The sequence below is a fragment of the Shewanella sp. 10N.286.52.A9 genome (assembly GCF_041468985.1).
In the GTDB taxonomy this organism is placed as follows: Bacteria; Pseudomonadota; Gammaproteobacteria; order Enterobacterales; family Shewanellaceae; genus Shewanella; species Shewanella japonica.
The window spans coordinates 63,456-84,902 of the sequence record NZ_JBFRJQ010000009.1; the positions used below are offsets into that span (position 1 = coordinate 63,456).

Here is a 21,447-nt window from a genome sequence, read left to right on the forward strand (position 1 = left end):
CTGCTTTTAGCAGTTATTGATAGTTTTCTGACCAGCTCGTGAGCTTCCTTTAGTGTAATTCATTTAGCAGCTATAGCAGAAAATTACCAAGGATTTATTTCCTTAAAGGGTTGTAAATATGGCCTAACAGGCCTAATTAAAACATTATCTAATAAATATAAAAATTTGTCTTTAATAATCTAGGAGTGCTCATGGAGTTTAGCGTAAAGAGCGGCAGCCCCGAGAAGCAACGTTCAGCTTGTATCGTTGTCGGTGTATACGAACCACGTCGTTTATCTGGTATCGCGGAGCAATTGGATAAAATCAGTGAAGGTTACATCAGTAACCTACTTCGACGCGGTGATTTAGAAGGCAAGCCAGGACAGATGTTGTTATTACATCATGTTCCGAATGTGCTAAGTGAGCGCGTTTTATTGGTTGGTTGTGGTAAAGAGCGTGAACTTGATGAACGCCAATACAAACAAATCATCACCAAAACCATCAATACTTTAAACGAAACAGGTTCGATGGAAGCGGTTTGCTTCTTGACTGAATTGCACGTTAAAGGTCGCGATACGTACTGGAAAGTTCGCCAAGCCGTTGAGACGACTTATAACAGTTTATACAGCTTTGACACCTTAAAAACACGTAAAGGCGAAACTCGTCGTCCATTACGTAAAATGGTGTTTAATGTACCGACACGTCGTGAACTAACGATTGGTGAACGTGCAATCGATCATGGAATGGCTGTCGCATCAGGCATGGATTTATGTCGTGACGTTGCCAATATGCCACCTAATATCTGTAATCCTGCTTACCTTGCATCTCAAGCACGTCAGATTGGTGAAGTTCACCAAAACCTGACAGTAACGACTGTCGGTGAAGAGCAAATGGCTAAGCTAGGCATGAACTCATACCTAGCAGTTGGCCGTGCCAGTGCCAATGAATCCATTATGACAATCATGGAGTACAAAGGCGCTGTTGATGAAACAGAAAAGCCAATTGTCCTCATTGGTAAAGGCCTGACGTTTGACTCAGGCGGCATCTCATTAAAACCAGGTGATGGCATGGATGAGATGAAATATGACATGGGCGGCGCAGCAGGTGTTATTGGCGCAATGAAAGCCTTATGTGAAATGAATTTACCTATAAACGTTATTGGTATTCTTGCTGGCTGTGAAAACATGCCATCAGGTGATGCTTACCGTCCAGGTGACATTTTAACCACTATGTCAGGCCAAACTGTCGAAGTATTGAATACTGATGCAGAAGGACGTTTAGTGCTTTGTGATGTATTGACTTATGTTGAACGTTACGACCCTGAATTGGTTATCGATACCGCAACATTAACTGGCGCTTGTGTGATTGCCTTAGGTAAACATGCCTCTGGTTTATTCTCTTCACATAACCCGTTGGCTCACGAACTATTAAATGCGGGTGAGCAATCAGGTGACCGAGCATGGCGTATGCCGATTTGGGATGAGTATCAAGAAATGCTTGAGAGCCCATTTGCTGACATGACTAACTTAGGCGGTCGTCCAGCAGGTTCTATCACAGCTGCATGTTTCTTATCTCGTTTCACTAAGAAATATAACTGGGCACATATCGATGTGGCTGGTACAGCTTGGAACAGCGGCGCAAATAAAGGTTCTACAGGTCGCCCTGTGCCATTATTAAGTCAGTTCTTAATTAACAGAGCTGGTGTTGATCAAGGCGAATAAGCCTTATTATCCAAGTTAGACAATGCGTTTTATGAAAAAAGGTGAAGAAATCATTCTTCACCTTTTTTATTTATAAATGATTTAAAACTAATCACATCTAAATGTTAATTTAACCGCTGTCCACCCTAGCCCCATGAGTTGCTTTTAGTGTAAAATCCGTCTTTACTTCGTCAAATACAGTAAAAGCATGCCAAAGACTCTGTTTTACTTAATGCCCGCCATCAATACGCAGCCAAGTGCAATCGAAAGTGTATTTTTAAGCGCCTGCCAATTAGCAGAAAAGCATTATCGTCAGCAGCAATTAATTTATATTCATTGCCAAGACAAGCAGCAGGCATACGCCATTGACGAATTACTTTGGCAATTTGAGCCAACGGCATTTGTTCCCCACAATTTAAAAGGGGAAGGACCGGTAACCGGTTCACCTGTGGAAATTGGTTTTGATAAATTAGGCGCGAATAAAAGCCGCCATTTACTCATTAACCTCGCAGATCAAGTGCCATCATTTGCGGTTAACTTTCCGCATATTATCGATTTTGTTGCTAATGATGATGCGCTTAAACAAATTGCACGTGCTCGCTATCGCGAATATAAGCAATTAGGCATTGAGCTCACAACAACTGAGTTCACTGGCGTTTAAGTCAGTTGATTCGTTAACAATACCAACTATTAATTTAGATTGAGAAAACAAAAATCCCATGGAAAAAACATATAATCCGCAGTCAATTGAGCAATCTCTTTACCAAAACTGGGAAGAGCAAGGCTACTTCAAACCACATGGCGATGAGTCAAAAGGTAACTATTGCATCATGATCCCGCCACCGAATGTGACGGGTAGTTTGCACATGGGTCATGCATTCCAAGATACCATCATGGATACCTTGACTCGTTACCAACGCATGAAGGGTAAAAATACCCTTTGGCAAGTGGGTACTGACCATGCGGGTATTGCAACTCAAATGCTGGTTGAACGTAAAGTCTTTGCAGAAGAAGGATTAGGCCGCCACGACTTAGGCCGCGATAACTTTATTGAACGCATTTGGGATTGGAAAAATGAATCTGGCGGTACTATTACCAAACAGCTACGTCGTTTAGGCGCATCAGTTGATTGGGACCGTGAACGTTTTACCATGGATGAAGGCATGTCTGAAGCCGTACAAGAAGTGTTTGTACGTCTATACGATGATGAGTTGATTTACCGTGGTAAACGCTTAGTAAACTGGGATCCAAAACTGCACACTGCAATTTCTGATCTTGAAGTTGAAAACAAAGAAAAGCAAGGCAGCATGTGGCATTTCCGCTATCCGCTTGCTGAGGGTGCATTAACTGCTGATGGTAAAGACTATTTAGAAGTCGCCACTACACGTCCTGAAACCATGTTAGGTGATAGTGCTGTTGCAGTTCACCCTGACGATGAACGTTATCAATCACTGATTGGTAAGTTCATTTTATTGCCAATCGTAAACCGTCTTATTCCTATCGTAGCTGACGATTATGTCGACATGGAATTTGGTACAGGTTGTGTAAAAATCACACCTGCACATGACTTTAACGATTATGAAGTCGGTAAGCGTCACGCCCTACCTATGTTCAACATCTTAACGATTAATGCAGAAATCCGCAGTGCTGCAGAAGTCGTCAATACCGATGGTACAGCAAATAATGAACTTGATAACAGCTTGCCTGAGCGCTATGCCGGTCTTGAACGTTTTGCCGCCCGTAAAGCCATTGTTGAAGAGTTCGAAACATTAGGTTTACTTGGCAAAATCGACCCTCACGGATTGAAAGTGCCTTATGGCGATCGTTCAGGTGTTGTCATTGAACCTTTACTGACAGATCAGTGGTATGTCTCTGTTGCGCCAATGGCTAAAACTGCGATGGAAGCTGTTGATAATGGCGACATCAAATTCGTACCACAACAATACGAGAACATGTACAACTCTTGGATGCGCGATATTCAAGACTGGTGTATCTCTCGCCAACTTTGGTGGGGACATCGTATCCCAGCTTGGTACGACGAAGCAGGTAAAGTCTATGTGGGTCGTGACGAAGCTGAAGTTCGTGCAAAGCATAACTTAGATGAGTCTATTGTCTTACGCCAAGATAACGATGTGTTAGACACATGGTTTAGCTCTGCGTTATGGACATTCTCAACATTAGGTTGGCCAAAAAACACCGAAGAATTAAAAGCTTTCCACCCAACAGATGTGTTGGTTACAGGCTTTGATATTATTTTCTTCTGGGTTGCCCGTATGATCATGATGACCATGCATTTCATTAAAGATGAAAATGGCAAACCGCAAGTCCCGTTCAAGACTGTGTATGTGACAGGTCTTATCCGTGATGAAGCGGGTAACAAAATGTCGAAGTCTAAAGGTAACGTACTTGACCCATTAGACATGATTGACGGTATTGACCTTGAGTCACTTGTGACTAAGCGTACTGGCAACATGATGCAGCCTAAACTTGCAGCTAAGATTGAAAAAAGCACGCGCAAAGAGTTTGCAGACGGTATCGAAGCACATGGTACTGATGCGCTACGTTTCACTTTAGCGTCAATGGCTTCAACAGGACGTGACATCAACTGGGACATGAAACGCCTAGACGGTTACCGCAGTTTCTGTAACAAAATCTGGAATGCTTCACGCTACGTACTAATGAACACCGAAGTACAAGCTGAAGGCGCTGATGAAGATGCGGTTGGCGAAGCCCTAGATTGTGGTCAATTACTTGTTGACGGCAAGCCTGGTGAAATGGAACTGTCACTTGCTGATCGCTGGATTATCGGTTTGTTCAATCAAACGGTAAAAGCTTATGACGAGCATATGGCAAACTACCGCTTTGACTTAGCCGCTAACACTATTTATGAGTTCACTTGGAATCAGTTCTGTGACTGGTACTTAGAGCTAACGAAGCCTGTAATGCAAAGCGGCAGCGAAGCACAGCTTCGTGGCACACGTCATACTCTAGTCACTGTACTAGAACAAATGCAGCGTTTAATGCACCCAATGATGCCTTATCTCACCGAAACTATCTGGCAGCGCATTAAACCGCTAGCAGGAGTTGAGGGAGAGACGTTAATGTTGGCTGAATTCCCTGAATTTGATGCCACTAAAGTAGACTCTCAAGCGATGGAAGATCTTGAGTGGGTTAAGCAAGTGATTACGGCTGTACGTAATATTCGTGCAGAACTTAACATTGCTCCTTCTAAGCCACTTAACGCCCTACTACGTGGCGTGAGTGAACAAGACAAAGCACGTCTAGAAGCAAACCAAACCTTCTTCAAGACCCTAGCTAAGCTTGAATCTATGACCATTCTTGCCGACGGTGAAACAGCGCCAATGTCTACAACACAGCTTGTAGGCGATATGGAGTTGTTAATTCCAATGGCTGGATTAATTGATGTTGCTAAAGAAGTCGCTCGTATCGACAAGCTACTTGAAAAAGCAGCCGGCGAGTTCAAACGTATTGAAGGCAAGTTATCGAATCAAGGGTTTGTCGCTAAAGCACCTGCAGCCGTGATTGAAAAAGAGCGTGCTAAACAAGCGGAATACCAACGAGATATTGAAAAGCTAACCGAACAAAAAGCTGAACTGGCTAAACTAGAAAGTTAACCTCAGTAATACGAAAAAGGCCATCAACAAAAGTTGATGGCCTTTTTTATTTCTTCTATGTCTAAATTGACTTGCACAGTCAAAGCCCTGTTTGTGAACGGCTCCCGATCTTAGATGCTAGATGGGGAAACTTATTGCTCATTGACGCTTAAGGTATATTGCGGATATTTAGCCCCTTGGCTAGATTTTTTATTCGCCACAACCTTAGCGCCTATTTCGATGTACTCTCCATCGACACCAGGATTGTCTAACCCCATTGCAGGAAACGTTTTATAAGTGGTATTTTTATAGCGAATTTTAATGTTTTTTATTTGGATTAGCGGCTCATTATTCAAACTAATAAAATTAATCGTTATGGGATCGCTAGTATCAGAAGTAATAAAATAGCGCCCTTGATAATAATCATCATCAAGCAACGTCGCATTGGTTGAATTACCAATCCCGCCTTTCCAGTTCACTACCACAGTAGAACTTGTTCCACTATTTTGTAACACCGTAGGAAATTTAATAGGCTGAATTTCTGTAATAACAATTTGTGCGAAAGCTGAAGAACAACACAGCACACTTAACGCAGCGATCAAGGTCAACTTTATGAGCTGGAGATATCTGGAAGAGTCAATACAAGTTGGCATACCGCTGACCACTCAATTTTATTATTATTTTTATTAGTCATTGATTTTAAGGTATTTTAAAAACAAAAATGTAATTAATAAACCTTAAGCAAATAAAAGCTAAATTAAGTCTATAAAAACATTTTGTATCAAATAGTCTTATCAATATTTTCTAGCATCATCTCAATAACGTTACAAAAAATCAACAAACTCATTTAAGAAAGTCAGACAATGTTGACGAGTTCAGTCTACTCAATTTTTGGTTGAATTCTGTAAAATTCCCAGCCTAAGATCAATGTTGTACATTTTTAAATCAAAAGATCATCTAGATGAAACCTTGTTAGCTGACCAAAAAACAAACAAAAAATACCGTTATATCAACAGCATCACAAAACCAACCAAACTACTCAACTAATAAGTAAGATCTTTCATAGCCGATATTATTCTAATTTTCATAGAGTTAAACGCTAGTTTGAAATCTAATACTTTGTAGCTAGTATTTTAAATTAAACTTTAGCAATAACTTATAACTCTTCGCTATATAAAGAAATGCAAGACACAATTGTAACCAAAGTGTTGCAAATTATTTCAATACTGCTATTTTGACTTTGCCCATTGATTAAGTCCTTGTTTAAAAGCGACAAATATCCACATAAAAATTATGGGCTATTAAAATTATAATATTACACCTGGGAACAATAAAATGACTAAAAAAATACTATTATCATCTGTTATCGCCTCTACACTATTTCTTTCTACTCAAGTGGGTGCCGCAGACGAAACTGGTACTGCTAACTTCAACTTAATCTACCCAATCACTGTATCTGAAACGACCCAAATGGAATTTGGAGATGTATCTATCGCTGCTGACGGCCAGTGTGCTCTTGACTACTCAGATACAACTTCTGGAGCTGCATGTGTTGCTGGTGGTAATGCTGCACGTACTGGTGTGTTCAATGTGGCTGCCGCTGACGGAACAGTAAACCTTTCAGTATCTGGTCCTGATACGTCTGTTTCTGGCGTTACGTTTACCCCAACTCTTGCTAGTGCAACGGGTACTGTCTCTGGTAATACGTTAGACGTTGATGTTGCTGGTACACTTGATATCGTTGCAGCTTCAGCAACTGAAGGGACTCACGCACTGTCTTACACTCTTTCAGTGGTTTACTAAACCTGTTATCTGATTTAAGCAATTTACCCTAACCTATATTGCTTACATCACCAGTAACATTGATGAATCCCGCAACGTGGTTGCGGGATTATATTCACCCCACTAACAAACAAAATTAAAATAAGCTCGAAGTAAGCTAACAATAATAATTAATAAATTTGCATTTAATGCATCAAAATTTAGCTGGGCAACAATATGAAAAACTTACTACTTATAACCACTTTGGTGTTAAGTCTTATACCTAGTGTGAGTGCAAACTTACTCGTGACACCAACCCGTGTCGAACTTGACAACCAGCGCAACAAAAGCGCCGTTTTTTCATTAGTTAATAAAAGCAGCGACACCGCTCGCTACGAAATTTACTTAGAAGACAAAAAGTTACTCTCCAATGACGAATTTTTAACTTTAGAGCCTAAAACAAGTCCAACTTCACTTACCAGTTTCACCCGTTACTCTCCTCGACGAGTCAGTTTATCCCCTGAGCAAGGTGCAAGAGTAAGGCTTGCTGTGCGTCCGCCAAAAGACATCAAAGCTGGTGAATACCGAAGCTACATCGTTTTTCATCAAATCCCTTTAGCCCCGACCACAGTTTCAGACACCACTGAATCCAATGACACGATGAACTTATCAGTCACAGCCTATTTACGTATTGCCATTCCGGTGATCATGAGAGTCGGTGATTTAATCGCAGAATTAACAGTGAACGGAGAATTGCTAGCAAGCCCAGATAATCAGCAACAACTAATTGTTGATATCGCCCGCAGCGGTCAACGTAGCAGTTACGGTGATATTGAAGTGTATGACAGTGCATCTAATCAATTAGTTGGCAGTTTAAAAAATGCATCCATCTATACTGAAAACGATAAACGTCGATTTGCAATAACACTTAGCCAAGCTGTAAAACCTGGGACGGATCTACTGATTAGATATGTTGAAAATGACACTTTATTCGAGGCTAAAACAATCGAATCCGTGATCAAATTATAAGGACAGTGTGACTGAAAAACACCTACTTTATCTCGGCAGATTATGCTTTTTCGGCATATCAACCGTATAGCAAAATATACTTTTTGTATTTGTTTATTATTGCTATACATAGAAACAATCAATCCAGGGCTTGAATCATCAACGCCCTGGAGAACCGATTCAATTGATTTTATTGCCAATCTCAATCTCGCCGCCTCAAACAACCAATCCCAACATAAAGAAAGGGAAATCCCTGACAAAGAAGCTACCGTCAATGATTCGTTAACGAAAACGACCTCATCATTACAGCAAAGCACTTCATTTCAACGTCAAACCAAATCAAAGACAATGGCGTCAGAATCAATAACAACTACGCCAGAACCTGAGTTAACTATCACATCAAAGCCAATAGCACTTACATCAACAGTATTAACTTCAGCTTCTACTTCAGCATTAGTCAAACCCGCTATAGTGAACTCTGAAAGCAAGAAAAAAGTTAACATTAAGCCTGAAACAGTCTCTTCCAAGAGAGCACCAACAATTGATTCAGCCTCCATTAATGGCCTTAGCGACCTGCTAACTAATCAAGAACTTAGTCAAAAAACTAGCCAACAAGTGACACTATCTGACGCGCCAAAGCTCATTCAGGCTACCTCGCCAGTGACTGTAGCCTCAACAGCAAATAACCCTGAAATAGCATTAGCGAATTGTTCCCGACGACTGACTCGAAGTTACACAAGTTCTGCAGCAAATGAAGAGCAATTTCTTGTCGGGCAGTTTAATTATGGTTCTGAGCAGCTAAGCGATGAGATTTTTATCTATCAAGATAAAGCAACTCTTTACCTGCCAATACAATTTTTAGCCGATAATTTGATGTTGCCGTTACAAGTTAACATGCAACCATTAAGCGTGAGCGGCTGGTATTTGACCACAGAAAACACTGTCGATATAAGCCAACACCTCATGCAATTTACTGCGCAAAATAGTGATTGTAATCAAACCCCAACTGACGTCTATTTTGATGATTGGGACATCTATGTCGATATTGAGGTGGTAGAACAAATACTAGGATTAGAAATTCACTTTGATCATGCTCGTCAGTTACTAGCGGTGAATGAAAACACCTTAGTTCCACTAAGTCAGCTGCTTGAGAGGCAAAAGCGCCACCAGCAATTTAATCATCAAAAAAATGCCAATGACCAACAAAGAATGCGTCAAGTAACTAGCGAGTATGCCACGATTGGCGATTTGGCGTTACATGCAGATGTCGGCGTCTCGCAGCGTAAACAAATAGAAACCCAACAACCGAATGTTGATGGTTTTATCCAAGCAAGGACTGATTTACTCGGACATAGTGCCTATGCTGGTTACTCTTGGTCGGAATACGGCGAAACATTTAACGCCTATATAGAAAAAGCAATGGCCGACACTTGGGTTAAATACTATCGACTTGGTAGTATCGACTCCCATAACTTGGCGTTGGTTTCAGGCGCCAGCTCTGGTGAAGGTCTCATTCTTAATGCTGGTGACGCATTTTCAGATGACATTAGATACATTGTCGTTGAAGGTGAGTTAGAGCCAGGGTGGGATGTTGAATTATACCGAAATGGCGGTTTAATCAGTGTTCAACGTGTTGGTGACAATGGACAATATCGCTTTGAACAAGTGCCCTATTATATTGGAACTAACCAATACCAATTACGTTTATTTGGGCCAAATGGTGAAACACGAACAGAGTCCTTTAGTAAACTGCTCGACCCTTCTTTAATGCAAGCCGACAGCTTCGGAATGAACTTTGGCGTGATGCAACGAGAGCAAGATGATTTAAAACAAGTTTATGCGAGTGCAAACTGGGCGATATCTGATAACTTCTCGGCTGGTATTGCCTTAATTGAGCAACAAGTGAGTGATAACAAATGGCTGTTCAACCCTTCTTTGACTTTCAGTATGTTAACCGACAACAGCGTCTGGCAACTTAATCTCACAGGAAATGAAACTGGAACAGCAGCTAACATTATTGCCCAAGGGAGTAATAGCTTAATTGACTGGCAAGCTGAATGGGCACACTACCAAGACTTTGAATCATGGGAAAATCCAAATAACCAAGTAAAACAACTGGCCAATATTAATGTGAATGGCAACCTAGACCACACGAATATGAGCTGGGGGCTCAATGGCTCATGGCAAGAACAAAACTTTGGTACAGACAGTATTTACCTTGGAGCAACTGTAGCAGGCCAGTTTCAGCACCTAGCATTGAGTAACGAGTTAAGTTGGCAAAACATCGCCGATACACAACGTTGGGCCAATCGATTAGCCCTTTCAGGTCGAGTCTCCGACTGGTACTTACGTAGCTATGCTGATATTGCACTGCTGCCCACAACAGAACTCACCCAGTTAGTGTCTAATGCCAGTACGTCTTTAAGCGAGCAAAGTAACTATCAGTTTGAAGTTCGTTACCAACCAATGGCATTAGCAGAAGTCACGGTGAGAAACTCTTTATCTTATTTTTTAGATACCAGTACCTTAAGGCTGACATTAGAAAATGACTCTGAAGGTGATTGGTTTGCACAATTTAAGTGGAGTAGTTCTGCGCTATTAATTGCACCCGATAACACTTGGTTACTCGACAGAGTTAGCCATTTAAATACTGGAAGTGTAAAAATTATCGCTTTTCAAGATGACAACAACAACGGCCTATTTGATGAAGATGAATTACCACTCAGCGGCCTACGTTTTTCAGGCCATAGTCAAGCTGATAGCGCAACGGATGAGCGCGGCCAGTTATTAATTACCCACATACAAACTTCAAGACCACATCGCCTTGTGCTAAATGAGCAATCACTACCTGACCCATTTTTACAGCCTCAAAACAGCATTTTATTAGTAAACGCTCATCCAGGGAATGTAGCCGAAGTGCTATTTCCTGTGTTATTTACTGCAGAGCTAGATGGCGAGATATTTTATGATGATGGGGTTGCGGCAAAAGGTGTGCTGGTGACGTTAATTGATGACGCTGATAATCAATATCATGCCCGAGTAGAGTACGATGGAGTGTTTATCTTTGAGCAACTGGTACCCGGTCGCTATCAAATTGAAATCAATAAACAACGCCAAGCCACACCAATCGAACTGAAGCCAGGTGAATATGTGACCCTCGCCACACAAACCATTTCTCGTTAAACCAAAACAAGATAAATAAGTGCGCATTTATTCAGCAACAACTAGAATAAATTATGGATTTATTGATGTGGAAAAAATAAAGCATGTCACTCTTTATGTTGGTGGTTGCCGTTTCACAAGCCCATTTTAACTTAGTGACCCCTGTGTCTATTGAGCAAATTCGACCAATGGATCTTGGAATGATATACAACCAAGCCAACGTTAATTGTCAGTTAGATCAATTTAACCGCCAAGGTAACGGCTGCCTCACTTCCGATAATCAACTCGGTCAATTTAAAATTCAAGGTAATGGCGAGTCTTCTATTAACGTGAGGGTTTACCCAACTTCCACGTCCAACGTATTATTTACCCCTATTCTGCCCAATGGCAATCAGCAGCAATCATTTGCTTTATCTGAAACAGCAACAATTATCAATGTCGGTGGTAAAGTGGATGTGCTTAACGATGAAAATGTTGGGCAACAGCAATTGTCATACACCATTGAAGTGAATTATCACTAACCGACAAAACAACGCAATAGCTCTTTCTTTCACAGGTCTTTATTGTAAGTGCTAAACAATACTCGCATATTGGCAAGTGTTTCTAGTCAATTGCTCTGATTTCCTGTATAAGCATCGCCTCTAGAATATTTTTCAACTTTCTTAACCAAGCACTTTGTTTGCAAACATCAAAGCCAACAAGCTTGCACGTTATAAAAGTCAATCAATATAAAGATTCAATTTTTCATATTTATAAGATGGGCAGGTACGATTATGTCAGACAAATTTTTCTTCAAAGGCCGTCAAACGCCTAAACCTGCCTATGGCGAAAGTGGTTACAATACTAAACGTCAGGCTAAGCTTGGTTCTAAAGTTAAGCCACTAACCTTGTCAGTTCAAACCGCAGAAAGAGCTGCGCAAGTAAAGCAAATACTAGATGACAAAAACCTGTTTGCGAACATGACTGTTGATGAAAATAACCCTGAAAATATTATTGAGCTAGAGGGCATTATCAATAAGCCTACCGCAGTAACAGCCGAAGCAAAAATTAACCGCAACGATCCTTGCAGCTGTGGCAGTGGCAAAAAATACAAAAAGTGCTGTGGTTAATCATGCCTTGGCTTAAGCAATTAATTAGTACAGCTTAAAGCGACACACTAAGCACCACTTTAGCTTGAACAATAAAAATGGAATCAAAACATGTTTTTGATTCCATTTTTTGTTATGAAAATATCTTTATTTTGTGAAATATTATAAGCTTAACTTCGTTCTTATTATACTCAGTCATAGTGTGCTTAATAAAAGGCAACACTTATATCAACAGGTTAATTAATCAACCAACGTGATACTAGAGGTCAGAGTGAACACAGTTATAGCAGTAAAGTCCTTGATAACGGCGGGCATCTTGTGCTGCGCTACCCTAAGTTGGCCCGTCATGAGTCAACAATTTAGTCTCGTCAACAGTAACCATACTCCTATGGCAAATATGGTGGTATATCTCACTGCTACCTCTACCTCTTCAGCAAAAAAGATAGCCCCTGAGTCAACTCAGCCTCCAATTGAAATACATCAAGAAAACAAACAGTTCAGCCCATATATCACGGTTATTCAACAAGGTTACCAACTCAAATTTGTTAATGATGATGATATTACTCACCACATTTATTCGGCATCAGGCCCCAAACGCTTTTCGTTTAAACTACGCAAAGATAGCACTCAACAAGATATGTTATTTGATCAAGCAGGCCACATTTCAATGGGGTGTAACATCCATGACTGGATGAGCGGACATGTGTTGGTGGTCGATACTCCTTATTACGGCGTGACTGATTCAAATGGTAACGTCACATTCGACGAGCTACCTGATTCTGAATATCAACTCGTTGTCTGGCACCCGCAATTACGGGCAGATAACAATCAATTTAGCCAGACGATAACAACGCCTTTAGCAGAGGCATTAACCATACAAATAACTGCATCAATGGACGACATCCCAACTCAACAAAGTTTGGATGACTTTGACTTTCTGGATGGATATTAATGCGAAATACGTTCAATAGTATTCAAACTCGTATATTCACCTTTTTCATGGTGTTATTAATAGCTGTTCAAGCTATTTCTTTTGCCATTAATTACTATTCGAATAAACGTTTAGAAAAACAGCAGTTAGAAAACCAACTGTCAGTAGCTGAGTTGGTATTTAAGTCAGAATATGACAACCGAAATTACTATTTATCCGCTTTTGCCGAAACGGCTGCAAAAGACTTTGGCCTTAAAGATATTTTTATTGATGGCGACAGCCGCAGTTTTTTGGTGGCATTAAATAATCATCGAAAACGCATCAATGCAGACTTAGCTATTGCAGTTGATCATAAAGGGAATGTGATTGGCGAACTGTTAACGACAGCAAAAGGACCTAACAAAGGCAAAGTTAATGTTGGACCAGAGCAAGGTCAGCCATTTAGATTCCCGCTTGCAACAGAATTTGAAACCAATAGCCCCATATACCCTCTTGGCGAGCATGTTTATCAGTTAAGGTTTTCACCATTAACCAGTGGCGCAGCAAACATTATTGGCTGGGTGGGCTTTGGCTTTATCATTGGCGACGAGTTAACGCATTCGTTATCGGAGCAAACCGGCTTGAACACTGGATTTTTGCTCACATCTGAAAAAAGTAACCAATTAATTAGCCTCTCCAATACCAGATTCACCCACGAAGACCATCAAGTCATCAGTGACTTTATTGAACACAATCAAACCAATGATGAATACATTTTATGGCAATCAGATTTAGGTGAGGTTAAGCGTGATAGCCAAGACAATGTTCAACTACATGCCTTTATGTATTTGAGTCGCAATGCTGCGCTTGAATCAGCACAAGATCATTGGTTTCAACAATTATTATTGATTTTATTAATGTTGCCGATGTCACTATTTGTGGCCTACATTATTGCTCGAGGTGTCACTAAGCCACTTACATTATTGATAAAACAAGCTCGATTTATTGCAAAAGGTAATTACAATTCAAAGGTAGAAGTTGGCAACAGTGCAGAGATGAAAGAACTCGCTGAAGAAATCACTGCCATGCAACAAGCCATATTAAGCCGTGAAAACAAAATCGCCTTTCAAGCCTACCATGACCCACTGACCAATCTAGGTAATAAAAACGAGTTAATCCGCATCACCTCGAGTTGGTTCGAAAGCAAATCTCCATTAGCAATATGCCTGATTAATATTCGTCGTATGACTGAAATCAACGGTACCTTAGGTCATGTTGTTGGCGATATGGTGATCACAGAAGTTGGCCGTCGATTAGCAAGCTTTGATGAAATAGATCTCGTCTGCCGTATTAACGGCGATGAATTTGTCCTTGCTATTGAGCACACAGAGCAAAAATCACTTACCGCATTAATAAATCATGTCCAACAAACTGTTGAAGCCAATTACTGCTATCAAGACATTTCGTTGCATTTACAAACCACTATCGGCATCAGTTTTGTTTATTACCCAAGTGATCTCGAAACACTATTACGCCAAGCCGACACCGCCTTACAGTATGCAAAGAAACATCGTCAGCATTTACAGATTTACCACCAGCAAATTGATGTTAATACCGTAGACAGACTGCAATTAGTCAACGACCTAAAACCGGCAATTGAGCAAGATGAGCTAGTGTTATTTTACCAACCTAAGCTGAACCTCAAGCTCAATAAAGTGACCCATGTAGAGGCATTGGTTCGTTGGCAACATCCGATAAGAGGCATGATCCCGCCAGATAGCTTTATTCCTATCGCTGAAAAAATGGGACAAATGAATGCTCTAACGAACTGGGTAATCAATCAAGCGCTAGACCAATACCTACTATGGCAACAACAAGGAGTTGAGCTATCCATAGCAATCAATATTTCAGCAGAGAATTTAAAGGATGATCAATTTTGCCAGCATATTTTGCAAATGATTAAAGATAAGAAAGTGCCTATCGAAGCATTAACGCTAGAGATCACCGAGGATGCCGTTGTTGCCGACCCTGAACATGCCATCAAGCAACTTACAGAGCTCAAACAGCATGGGCTTAAGCTATCAATTGATGATTATGGTACTGGCTACTCCTCTTTAGCCCAGCTAAAACAACTTCCCGTGGATGAGCTAAAAATTGACAAGTCATTTGTGCAAAACTTGATGAGCAGTGAAGATGATAAAATTATTGTCAGTTCAACCTTGCAGCTTGCCCATAACTTAGGCTTAAAAGTGGTGGCTGAAGGCATTGAAGATGAAGGTTCTCTCAAATGGTTAACCCAGAGAGGCTGTGAAATGGGCCAAGGCTTTTACTTGTCAAAACCCGTTGATGCCGAAAAGTTAACCCAATGGTTAGCACAATCAAAATACCGTTAACACGTCACTAATCCGTAATAAATAAATCAATAAGGTACGCGGATGAAATATTGGAAAAGAACAGGAAAATGGATTTGTATTTTATGTTTAGCTTGTCATTCTGCCACTGCTGCAGAACATCACTTTTCAGGCCTGATTGATGTAAGAGCCAGTTACACAGATGGCACTGAATCTTATGTCGATGGTGGCTTAGGAAAATTTCGCTTTGATGACGGCACTCAATTATCACTTTCCCAAGTTGGCCTGACCTATAAAGTGGATTGGGAAAACGCATTTTCAGCACATGTGACAGCCAATGGTTATCTTGATAATACCCGTAATGATATTGGTATTACCGAAGCATTTTTAAATTATCGCAGTTTGCCGTGGCAAAATGGCCTTAGGTTAAAAGGTCGATTAGGCTTAATGTACCCTGATATTTCTCTGGAAAATATCGCCACAGCTTGGTCGTCCCCTTATACATTAAGCTATTCGGCGATAAACAGCTGGTTAGGTGAGGAGTTTCGCCATCTTGGTGCAGAACTCACCCTTGAGCGCTTAGGAAAATTCCATAACTCAAAACATGACTTAGCCTTATCTGCAGCTTTATTCCAATATAATGATACCGCTGGCGCCATGCTCGCTTGGCATGGTTGGACACTCAGCTCCCGTCAAACCTTACTCCATGAATCCTTGCCATTAAGTAATATGCCCAGCTTAGCAGGAGGCAGTTTAGATGATCAGGCCGATGAATCAGATCCTTTTATCGAACTAGATGATCGTTTTGGTTATCACGTACATGGTCAATGGCGATTTAAAGGAAATGGCGAAGTGTCATTAGGCTATTATGATAACAATGCCAATACTCTCGTCTTTAAGAATGGCCAATATGCTTGGCTGACAAAGTTTACTCATGCTGGTGTCAAATGGCGTTTACCCTACCAAATCGAACTCATCAGCCAAATCATGTATGGCAGCACGTTGATGCAGTCACCAGAAGCTGTAGATGTGGTTAATAATGACTATCAAGCCGCCTTTGTTTTATTAACTAAACGTTGGGATAAACATCGCCTGACTATTCGAGCAGAAGATTTTGAGGTATCAGACAATGATGCCACGTTCGACGATAACAATAATGAACAAGGCAATGCCCTCACCTTGTCGTATCAATATCGTTTACAAAAAAGCTGGTTTATCCAAGCTGAATATAACCGTATAGACGCGACTCGTGATGCCAGAGTTGAACAAGGTTTACCCAAAGAGATGCTAGAGCAGCAGTGGCAATTAGCCACTAGATGGTATTTCTAACACCCAGTTGCCGCTTCATTAGCCATGGATTGGTTGTTACCGCTTTTTTACTTCATAACAAATCGTGCCTAAGTGGTTAAAAAATAATTTGAAGAACGGTTATCCATAATTAAAAAAGCAGCAACCTGCGCAATAATTAGTCCATATTTCAATTATGTAACCCTCTCATCACGCCAATCTTCCCCTCAAAGATTTAACATTCAATATAAAGCGCAATTTTTATCACAGTTCTTTTGTATTTTGTTTCAAATTAGGTAAAGTGTCTGCCAGCTTAATGTTAATAATAATCATAATAAAAGGTGAGATATGAGTGAAAATTCACACTCAGGTAACGACCTCAGTGAAGTAAAACAACTTGGGATGTGGGCATCGATTGCCAGCCTGAGTTATATTTTTTGGATCGTCGGCGGCATGGAGCTGGTTGAACGTATCGCATACTACGGTGTAAAGGCCAGTGCTGGTCTTTATGCAAAAGCCCCCACCTCTGAAGGTGGCTTAGGTATTAGCCTTAGCGATTATGGTGTGATCATCGCAATTTGGGCCTTCATGCAAACCTTCATACCTGTCTTTACGGGCGGCATATCAGATCGCGTTGGTTACAAAGAAACCATTTTTGCCTCTACGATAATTAAAATCGCTGGCTATCTTGTCATGGCTTTCTTCCCAAGCTTTTATGGTTTCCTCTTTGGCGCCATTTTGCTGGCGGCGGGTACAGGTATTTTTAAACCGGGTATTCAAGGTACCTTAGTGCTATCCACTGGCAGACAAAACACCTCAATGGCTTGGGGTATATTCTACCAAGTTGTTAATATTGGTGGGTTCTTAGGTCCGCTAGTTGCTGTGCATATGCGCCAATTATCTTGGGATAATGTGTTTTATGCCTGTGCAGCCATTATCTCGTTAAACTTTTTATTTCTATTAGCTTATAAAGAGCCAGGAAAAGAAGAACGTCTTGAGCGAAATCGTAAAATTAAATCTGGCGAAATTAAACAAGAAGCCCTATGGCGTGATGCCTTAAACGAGCTTAAAAAACCAGTGGTGATTTACTACATGCTAGTGTTTGCTGGTTTCTGGTTCTTGTTCAATGCCTTATTTGATGTATTGCCTATTCATATTGCAGAGTGGGTCGATACCAGTGTGATTGTGACCTCGCTATTTGGCCCCGACGGCACATCTAATGGCTTTTTCCAATTCTGGTTAGGCCTAGATAACACAGGTACTAAGGTCATGCCAGAAGGCATGCTTAACCTCAATGCTGGTATGATTATGACCAGTTGTTTTTTGGTGGCTGCGCTTACTGCTAAATACCGTATTACCACAGCAATGCTAGGTGGTTGTTTGCTGAGTATCCTCGCATTTGTATTTATAGGTGCAACTAATGCGGCATGGATGATTGTACTAGCCATTGCTATGTTCTCTTTCGGTGAAATGATGATTAGCCCGAAGAAAAACGAGTTCATGGGTAATATTGCCCCTGAAGGCAAAAAAGCGATGTACTTAGGTTTTGTGATGTTACCGCAAGGGATTGGCTGGACACTTGAAGGCTACTTTGGCCCTAAGTTATATGAAATGTACGCATCAAAAGAAGTATTTTCACTTCAACTCCTTGCTGAGCGAGGCATGGATGCTGCTACAATTGGCGCTATTCCACAAGGTGAAGCCTTTAGTACTTTAGTAACTTTCACAGGTGAACCTGCTCAAGAACTCACTACCTTGCTGTATAACACCCATAACATTGGTATGGCGTGGTATATCATCGCTGCCATCGGCACTATTTCAGCAGTAGGTATTTTCCTTTACGGTAAATGGTTATACAAATTACAACAAAGCTAATACCAAACTCTGCATGTTAATAGTAAAAAGCTGACTATGATGTCAGCTTTTTTATGGGGCAAGTGTTATTAAAGTAGTGTAAAAATTCAAGGTCGTACTTCATGACGCTACACGTTAAACTCTTCACTCTGAACTATTTGAATTCGCGATTGCATTGTTAACCCTTTTCTAAGCAATAAAACATAAAAAGGAGCCCTAAGGCTCCTTTAATCATTATGCTAATCACAAAAAGTTATCGTAACCTTTTTAGCATGCTAATAAACCGAAAAGTCATTAATGACTTGTTCCACTATGCATCACGTCAACACCATAGGTTTTACCTTCGGCATGACACGTTGAACAAGACTCAATCGGTAAATCGACCACTGAACCAGGTTCATCCTGTACATAAGCGCCATTACTCTTGAAGTGAGCTAATGCAGAGGCACTCACGTGACAACTACGACAAGCTTCAGAGATTGGCGAGATGAAACCAGCATCAGTTTCGACAGAGCGTTTACCTGATGTTAATCCACCATCTGCAGCAAATACGGTGCTATCTTCTTTATGGCAAGCCTGACAGTTATTTAACATTGCAGAGTACCCATTAAGATTGCCTTCAGCATCACGGTATACAGCAGGTTCACCATCCCAGTAGCCAGCATGGAATCTATGAGCAACAGTAACGAGGTCTCGGTTAGCAAAAGATAAACCTTCAACGACATCCCATATTGCATTGCCATCAGCATCTACTTCGTCAGTTTTATACGATGCTGTAGGGTGATAAGTAGGAGAACCACCTAAGTTTTCGCTATGACAATAAGCACATTGTGTGAACTCAGTGACACCGTGAGTGCTTTTAATATGCGTTAAGTTACCATGACAATCATTACACTTAGCTTCACTAATTGAAGTACGATCTGCATCAGCGATACGCATCTCAACAATATCTGCATCAGGCGTTAGGTTAAAGTACTTAGTCTCAGCCAGATTCGCCACGCCCATTTCAACAATATTGCCATCATCATCTTGGGTACACTCGACAATTTCACTTCCTGAGCCGCATAATTGCACTTCAGCCGTTGCGTAAATTGGACCAACTAATAAATCAGTCGCAAATTCAGCTTCGTTAACGACTACGCCATCAGAACTCATCACGCCACCAACGAAGTCCATTTTAAATCCACCATCGGCACCGTAGCCATGTGACACAGCGCCTGTATCTGCATCTAACGTGCCGATTAATAAACCACGACCTGCATTAGTCATATAATCTGTAATTGACGCATAGGTTGCAGCATCAAGTAAGGAGCCGTTCATGCTCACTTCTGACGTAACGACTAACGTAGACATCCCAGCAGTTGCAGAAGCTTCTACTTCTACTGATTGAATATCAATAATAAACTTATCAGCTAACTCATCTCTGCCGCCAACACCATGAGCTTGCATAGGGCTTAAACTGCCCGCACCATGACAACCTGAACATGAAGCATCACTTTCAGGCACAATTCCTAAGTGACCTTCACCAGTTTCAAAATCGACATTGGTATGGCAAGACACACAGGCTTCTGCATAAACATTGTCATTCCACTGAGTACCGTTGTCGTGACATGTTGTACATTCATTCAACTCTGCAGGGAAGGCAATTTCAGAGAACATCTCTTTAGCTGCACCTTCTAGATTATCAATATGATGACCAGCGTGAATGGTGTGGATCATGGCATTAAAGTTAAGGTTATAACCTAAGGCTTCCGCTTCTTCATCCGTCACTGGATAAGAAGGGTTATGACAAGACACACAGTTTTCTACTTTTTGATAATTATGGTGCGCGCTAAGATCAGCGATACGTGAATCAGTATCTTCATAACCATCTAACTGGCCGTGACATTTAATACATGCCGCATTTGAAACAGAGTCTTTCTCTGAAATTGCGATTTCATTAGTCGCAGGAATAAAGTCAATTGGGGTAGAAAGCAGTTTATCTGAAACCGATGTGCCAGAACTATCGACAATATTATAAGTTCGAACCATGACACGATGAAGACTATTAGCATCCCCATTTTCTAAGACAATAGGCGCATTACCATCATGCTCCCAAGTCCCGGTATATGTACCAGGATTGGCTTCATCTTCAACGAGAGTACAGGCATCTACCTCTGTTCCCCATGAATCTGCTTTGCCCGTAGGCGTACAATACATGCTGTAGCTAAAATCATTTGCTAAACCATTACTTTCCCAAACGAGAGGTGCACCGGTATCAGTCATATTTTCCGTTTGGTTAGCCACATAAATAGCCACTTGCTCTAAACCAGTAAAAGGTAAAGATTCACCTGCTGAATTTTTACCTGTGGCAGTAAATTTAACAGAAAATTCTTCGCTCCCCACTACAACGATATCTTCTGGTGCAACCGTTAATATAAAGTCTGCTGCAGATTCTACTGTTGAAACAACATTACCCGCAGGTGTACCCGGTTCACCTGGTGCCCCTGGCTCACCCGGAGCCCCATCTTGGCCATCTTCACCATCACTGCATCCCACTAACCCGATAACAGCCATCAACGCTGTTGCGAGTATTGTTCTCTTATAAGTTCTCATTATCGTATCCCTTTATTTTAGGTATTTGATTCTGCCGTGGCAGTGATTCCAATATAAAAGACAGCCTGTAATATGTATTAAACTTGTGTGGTAATTGTGATTGAAATTTAAAGATTCTTAGCTAAAAATTGCACAATT

The 21,447-nt window shown here is 41.0% G+C and carries 14 protein-coding genes; 12 read left to right on the top strand and 2 right to left on the bottom strand.

The window, feature by feature from the left end; translation table 11 throughout:
• The first annotated feature begins 191 nt into the window (after positions 1–191).
• The 3 genes from pepA (at position 192) to AB4128_RS08650 (ending at position 5,314) form a co-directional block, all read left to right on the top strand.
• Positions 192–1,700, top strand: coding sequence for a leucyl aminopeptidase (gene pepA / locus AB4128_RS08640; RefSeq protein WP_055024285.1), 1,509 nt, complete (start codon positions 192–194; stop codon positions 1,698–1,700).
• Positions 1,701–1,887: 187 nt separating this feature from the next.
• Complete coding sequence (locus tag AB4128_RS08645) at positions 1,888–2,340, top strand: DNA polymerase III subunit chi (RefSeq protein WP_055024286.1); 453 nt, start codon at positions 1,888–1,890, stop codon at positions 2,338–2,340.
• A 58-nt stretch (positions 2,341–2,398) separates the two neighbouring features.
• Positions 2,399–5,314, top strand: coding sequence for a valine--tRNA ligase (locus AB4128_RS08650; RefSeq protein ID WP_372037452.1), 2,916 nt, complete (start codon positions 2,399–2,401; stop codon positions 5,312–5,314).
• Between the two features lie 131 nt (positions 5,315–5,445).
• Here the strand turns inward: AB4128_RS08650 and AB4128_RS08655 are convergent, their stop codons facing one another.
• Entirely contained in the window at positions 5,446–5,946 is a 501-nt protein-coding gene (locus AB4128_RS08655) for a hypothetical protein (protein ID WP_156669136.1), read from the bottom strand.
• 682 nt (positions 5,947–6,628) lie between these two features.
• On the opposite strand from AB4128_RS08655, the gene AB4128_RS08660 reads away from it, so the two are divergent.
• The 9 genes from AB4128_RS08660 (at position 6,629) to AB4128_RS08700 (ending at position 18,735) form a co-directional block, all read left to right on the top strand.
• The gene (locus AB4128_RS08660) at positions 6,629–7,096 is read left to right on the top strand and encodes a hypothetical protein (protein ID WP_055024289.1); all 468 of its coding nucleotides are present in this window, start codon (positions 6,629–6,631) and stop codon (positions 7,094–7,096) included.
• 195 nt (positions 7,097–7,291) lie between these two features.
• Positions 7,292–8,083, top strand: coding sequence for a hypothetical protein (locus tag AB4128_RS08665; RefSeq protein WP_372037453.1), 792 nt, complete (start codon positions 7,292–7,294; stop codon positions 8,081–8,083).
• Between the two features lie 42 nt (positions 8,084–8,125).
• On the top strand, positions 8,126–11,245 hold the full coding sequence (locus AB4128_RS08670) for a carboxypeptidase-like regulatory domain-containing protein (RefSeq protein WP_372037454.1): 3,120 nt from the start codon (positions 8,126–8,128) through the stop codon (positions 11,243–11,245).
• Between the two features lie 83 nt (positions 11,246–11,328).
• Positions 11,329–11,745 (top strand): hypothetical protein, encoded by a 417-nt coding sequence (locus AB4128_RS08675; protein ID WP_055024292.1) that lies wholly within the window; start codon positions 11,329–11,331, stop codon positions 11,743–11,745.
• A gap of 252 nt (positions 11,746–11,997) precedes the next feature.
• Entirely contained in the window at positions 11,998–12,333 is a 336-nt protein-coding gene (locus AB4128_RS08680) for a PBPRA1643 family SWIM/SEC-C metal-binding motif protein (RefSeq protein ID WP_372037455.1), read from the top strand.
• 325 nt (positions 12,334–12,658) lie between these two features.
• Complete coding sequence (locus tag AB4128_RS08685; protein ID WP_372037456.1) at positions 12,659–13,264, top strand: hypothetical protein; 606 nt, start codon at positions 12,659–12,661, stop codon at positions 13,262–13,264.
• On the top strand, positions 13,264–15,615 hold the full coding sequence (locus tag AB4128_RS08690) for an EAL domain-containing protein (RefSeq protein ID WP_372037457.1): 2,352 nt from the start codon (positions 13,264–13,266) through the stop codon (positions 15,613–15,615). Before AB4128_RS08685 ends, AB4128_RS08690 begins: the two co-directional genes overlap by 1 nt.
• Before the next feature lie 42 nt (positions 15,616–15,657).
• Positions 15,658–16,902 (top strand): hypothetical protein, encoded by a 1,245-nt coding sequence (locus tag AB4128_RS08695; protein ID WP_240433814.1) that lies wholly within the window; start codon positions 15,658–15,660, stop codon positions 16,900–16,902.
• 306 nt (positions 16,903–17,208) lie between these two features.
• A complete protein-coding gene (locus AB4128_RS08700; protein WP_055024296.1) occupies positions 17,209–18,735 on the top strand; it encodes an MFS transporter in 1,527 nt (508 codons plus the stop codon).
• 273 nt (positions 18,736–19,008) lie between these two features.
• Here the strand turns inward: AB4128_RS08700 and AB4128_RS08705 are convergent, their stop codons facing one another.
• On the bottom strand, positions 19,009–21,309 hold the full coding sequence (locus AB4128_RS08705; protein ID WP_372037458.1) for an OmcA/MtrC family decaheme c-type cytochrome: 2,301 nt from the start codon (positions 21,307–21,309) through the stop codon (positions 19,009–19,011).
• Positions 21,310–21,447 lie beyond the last annotated feature (138 nt).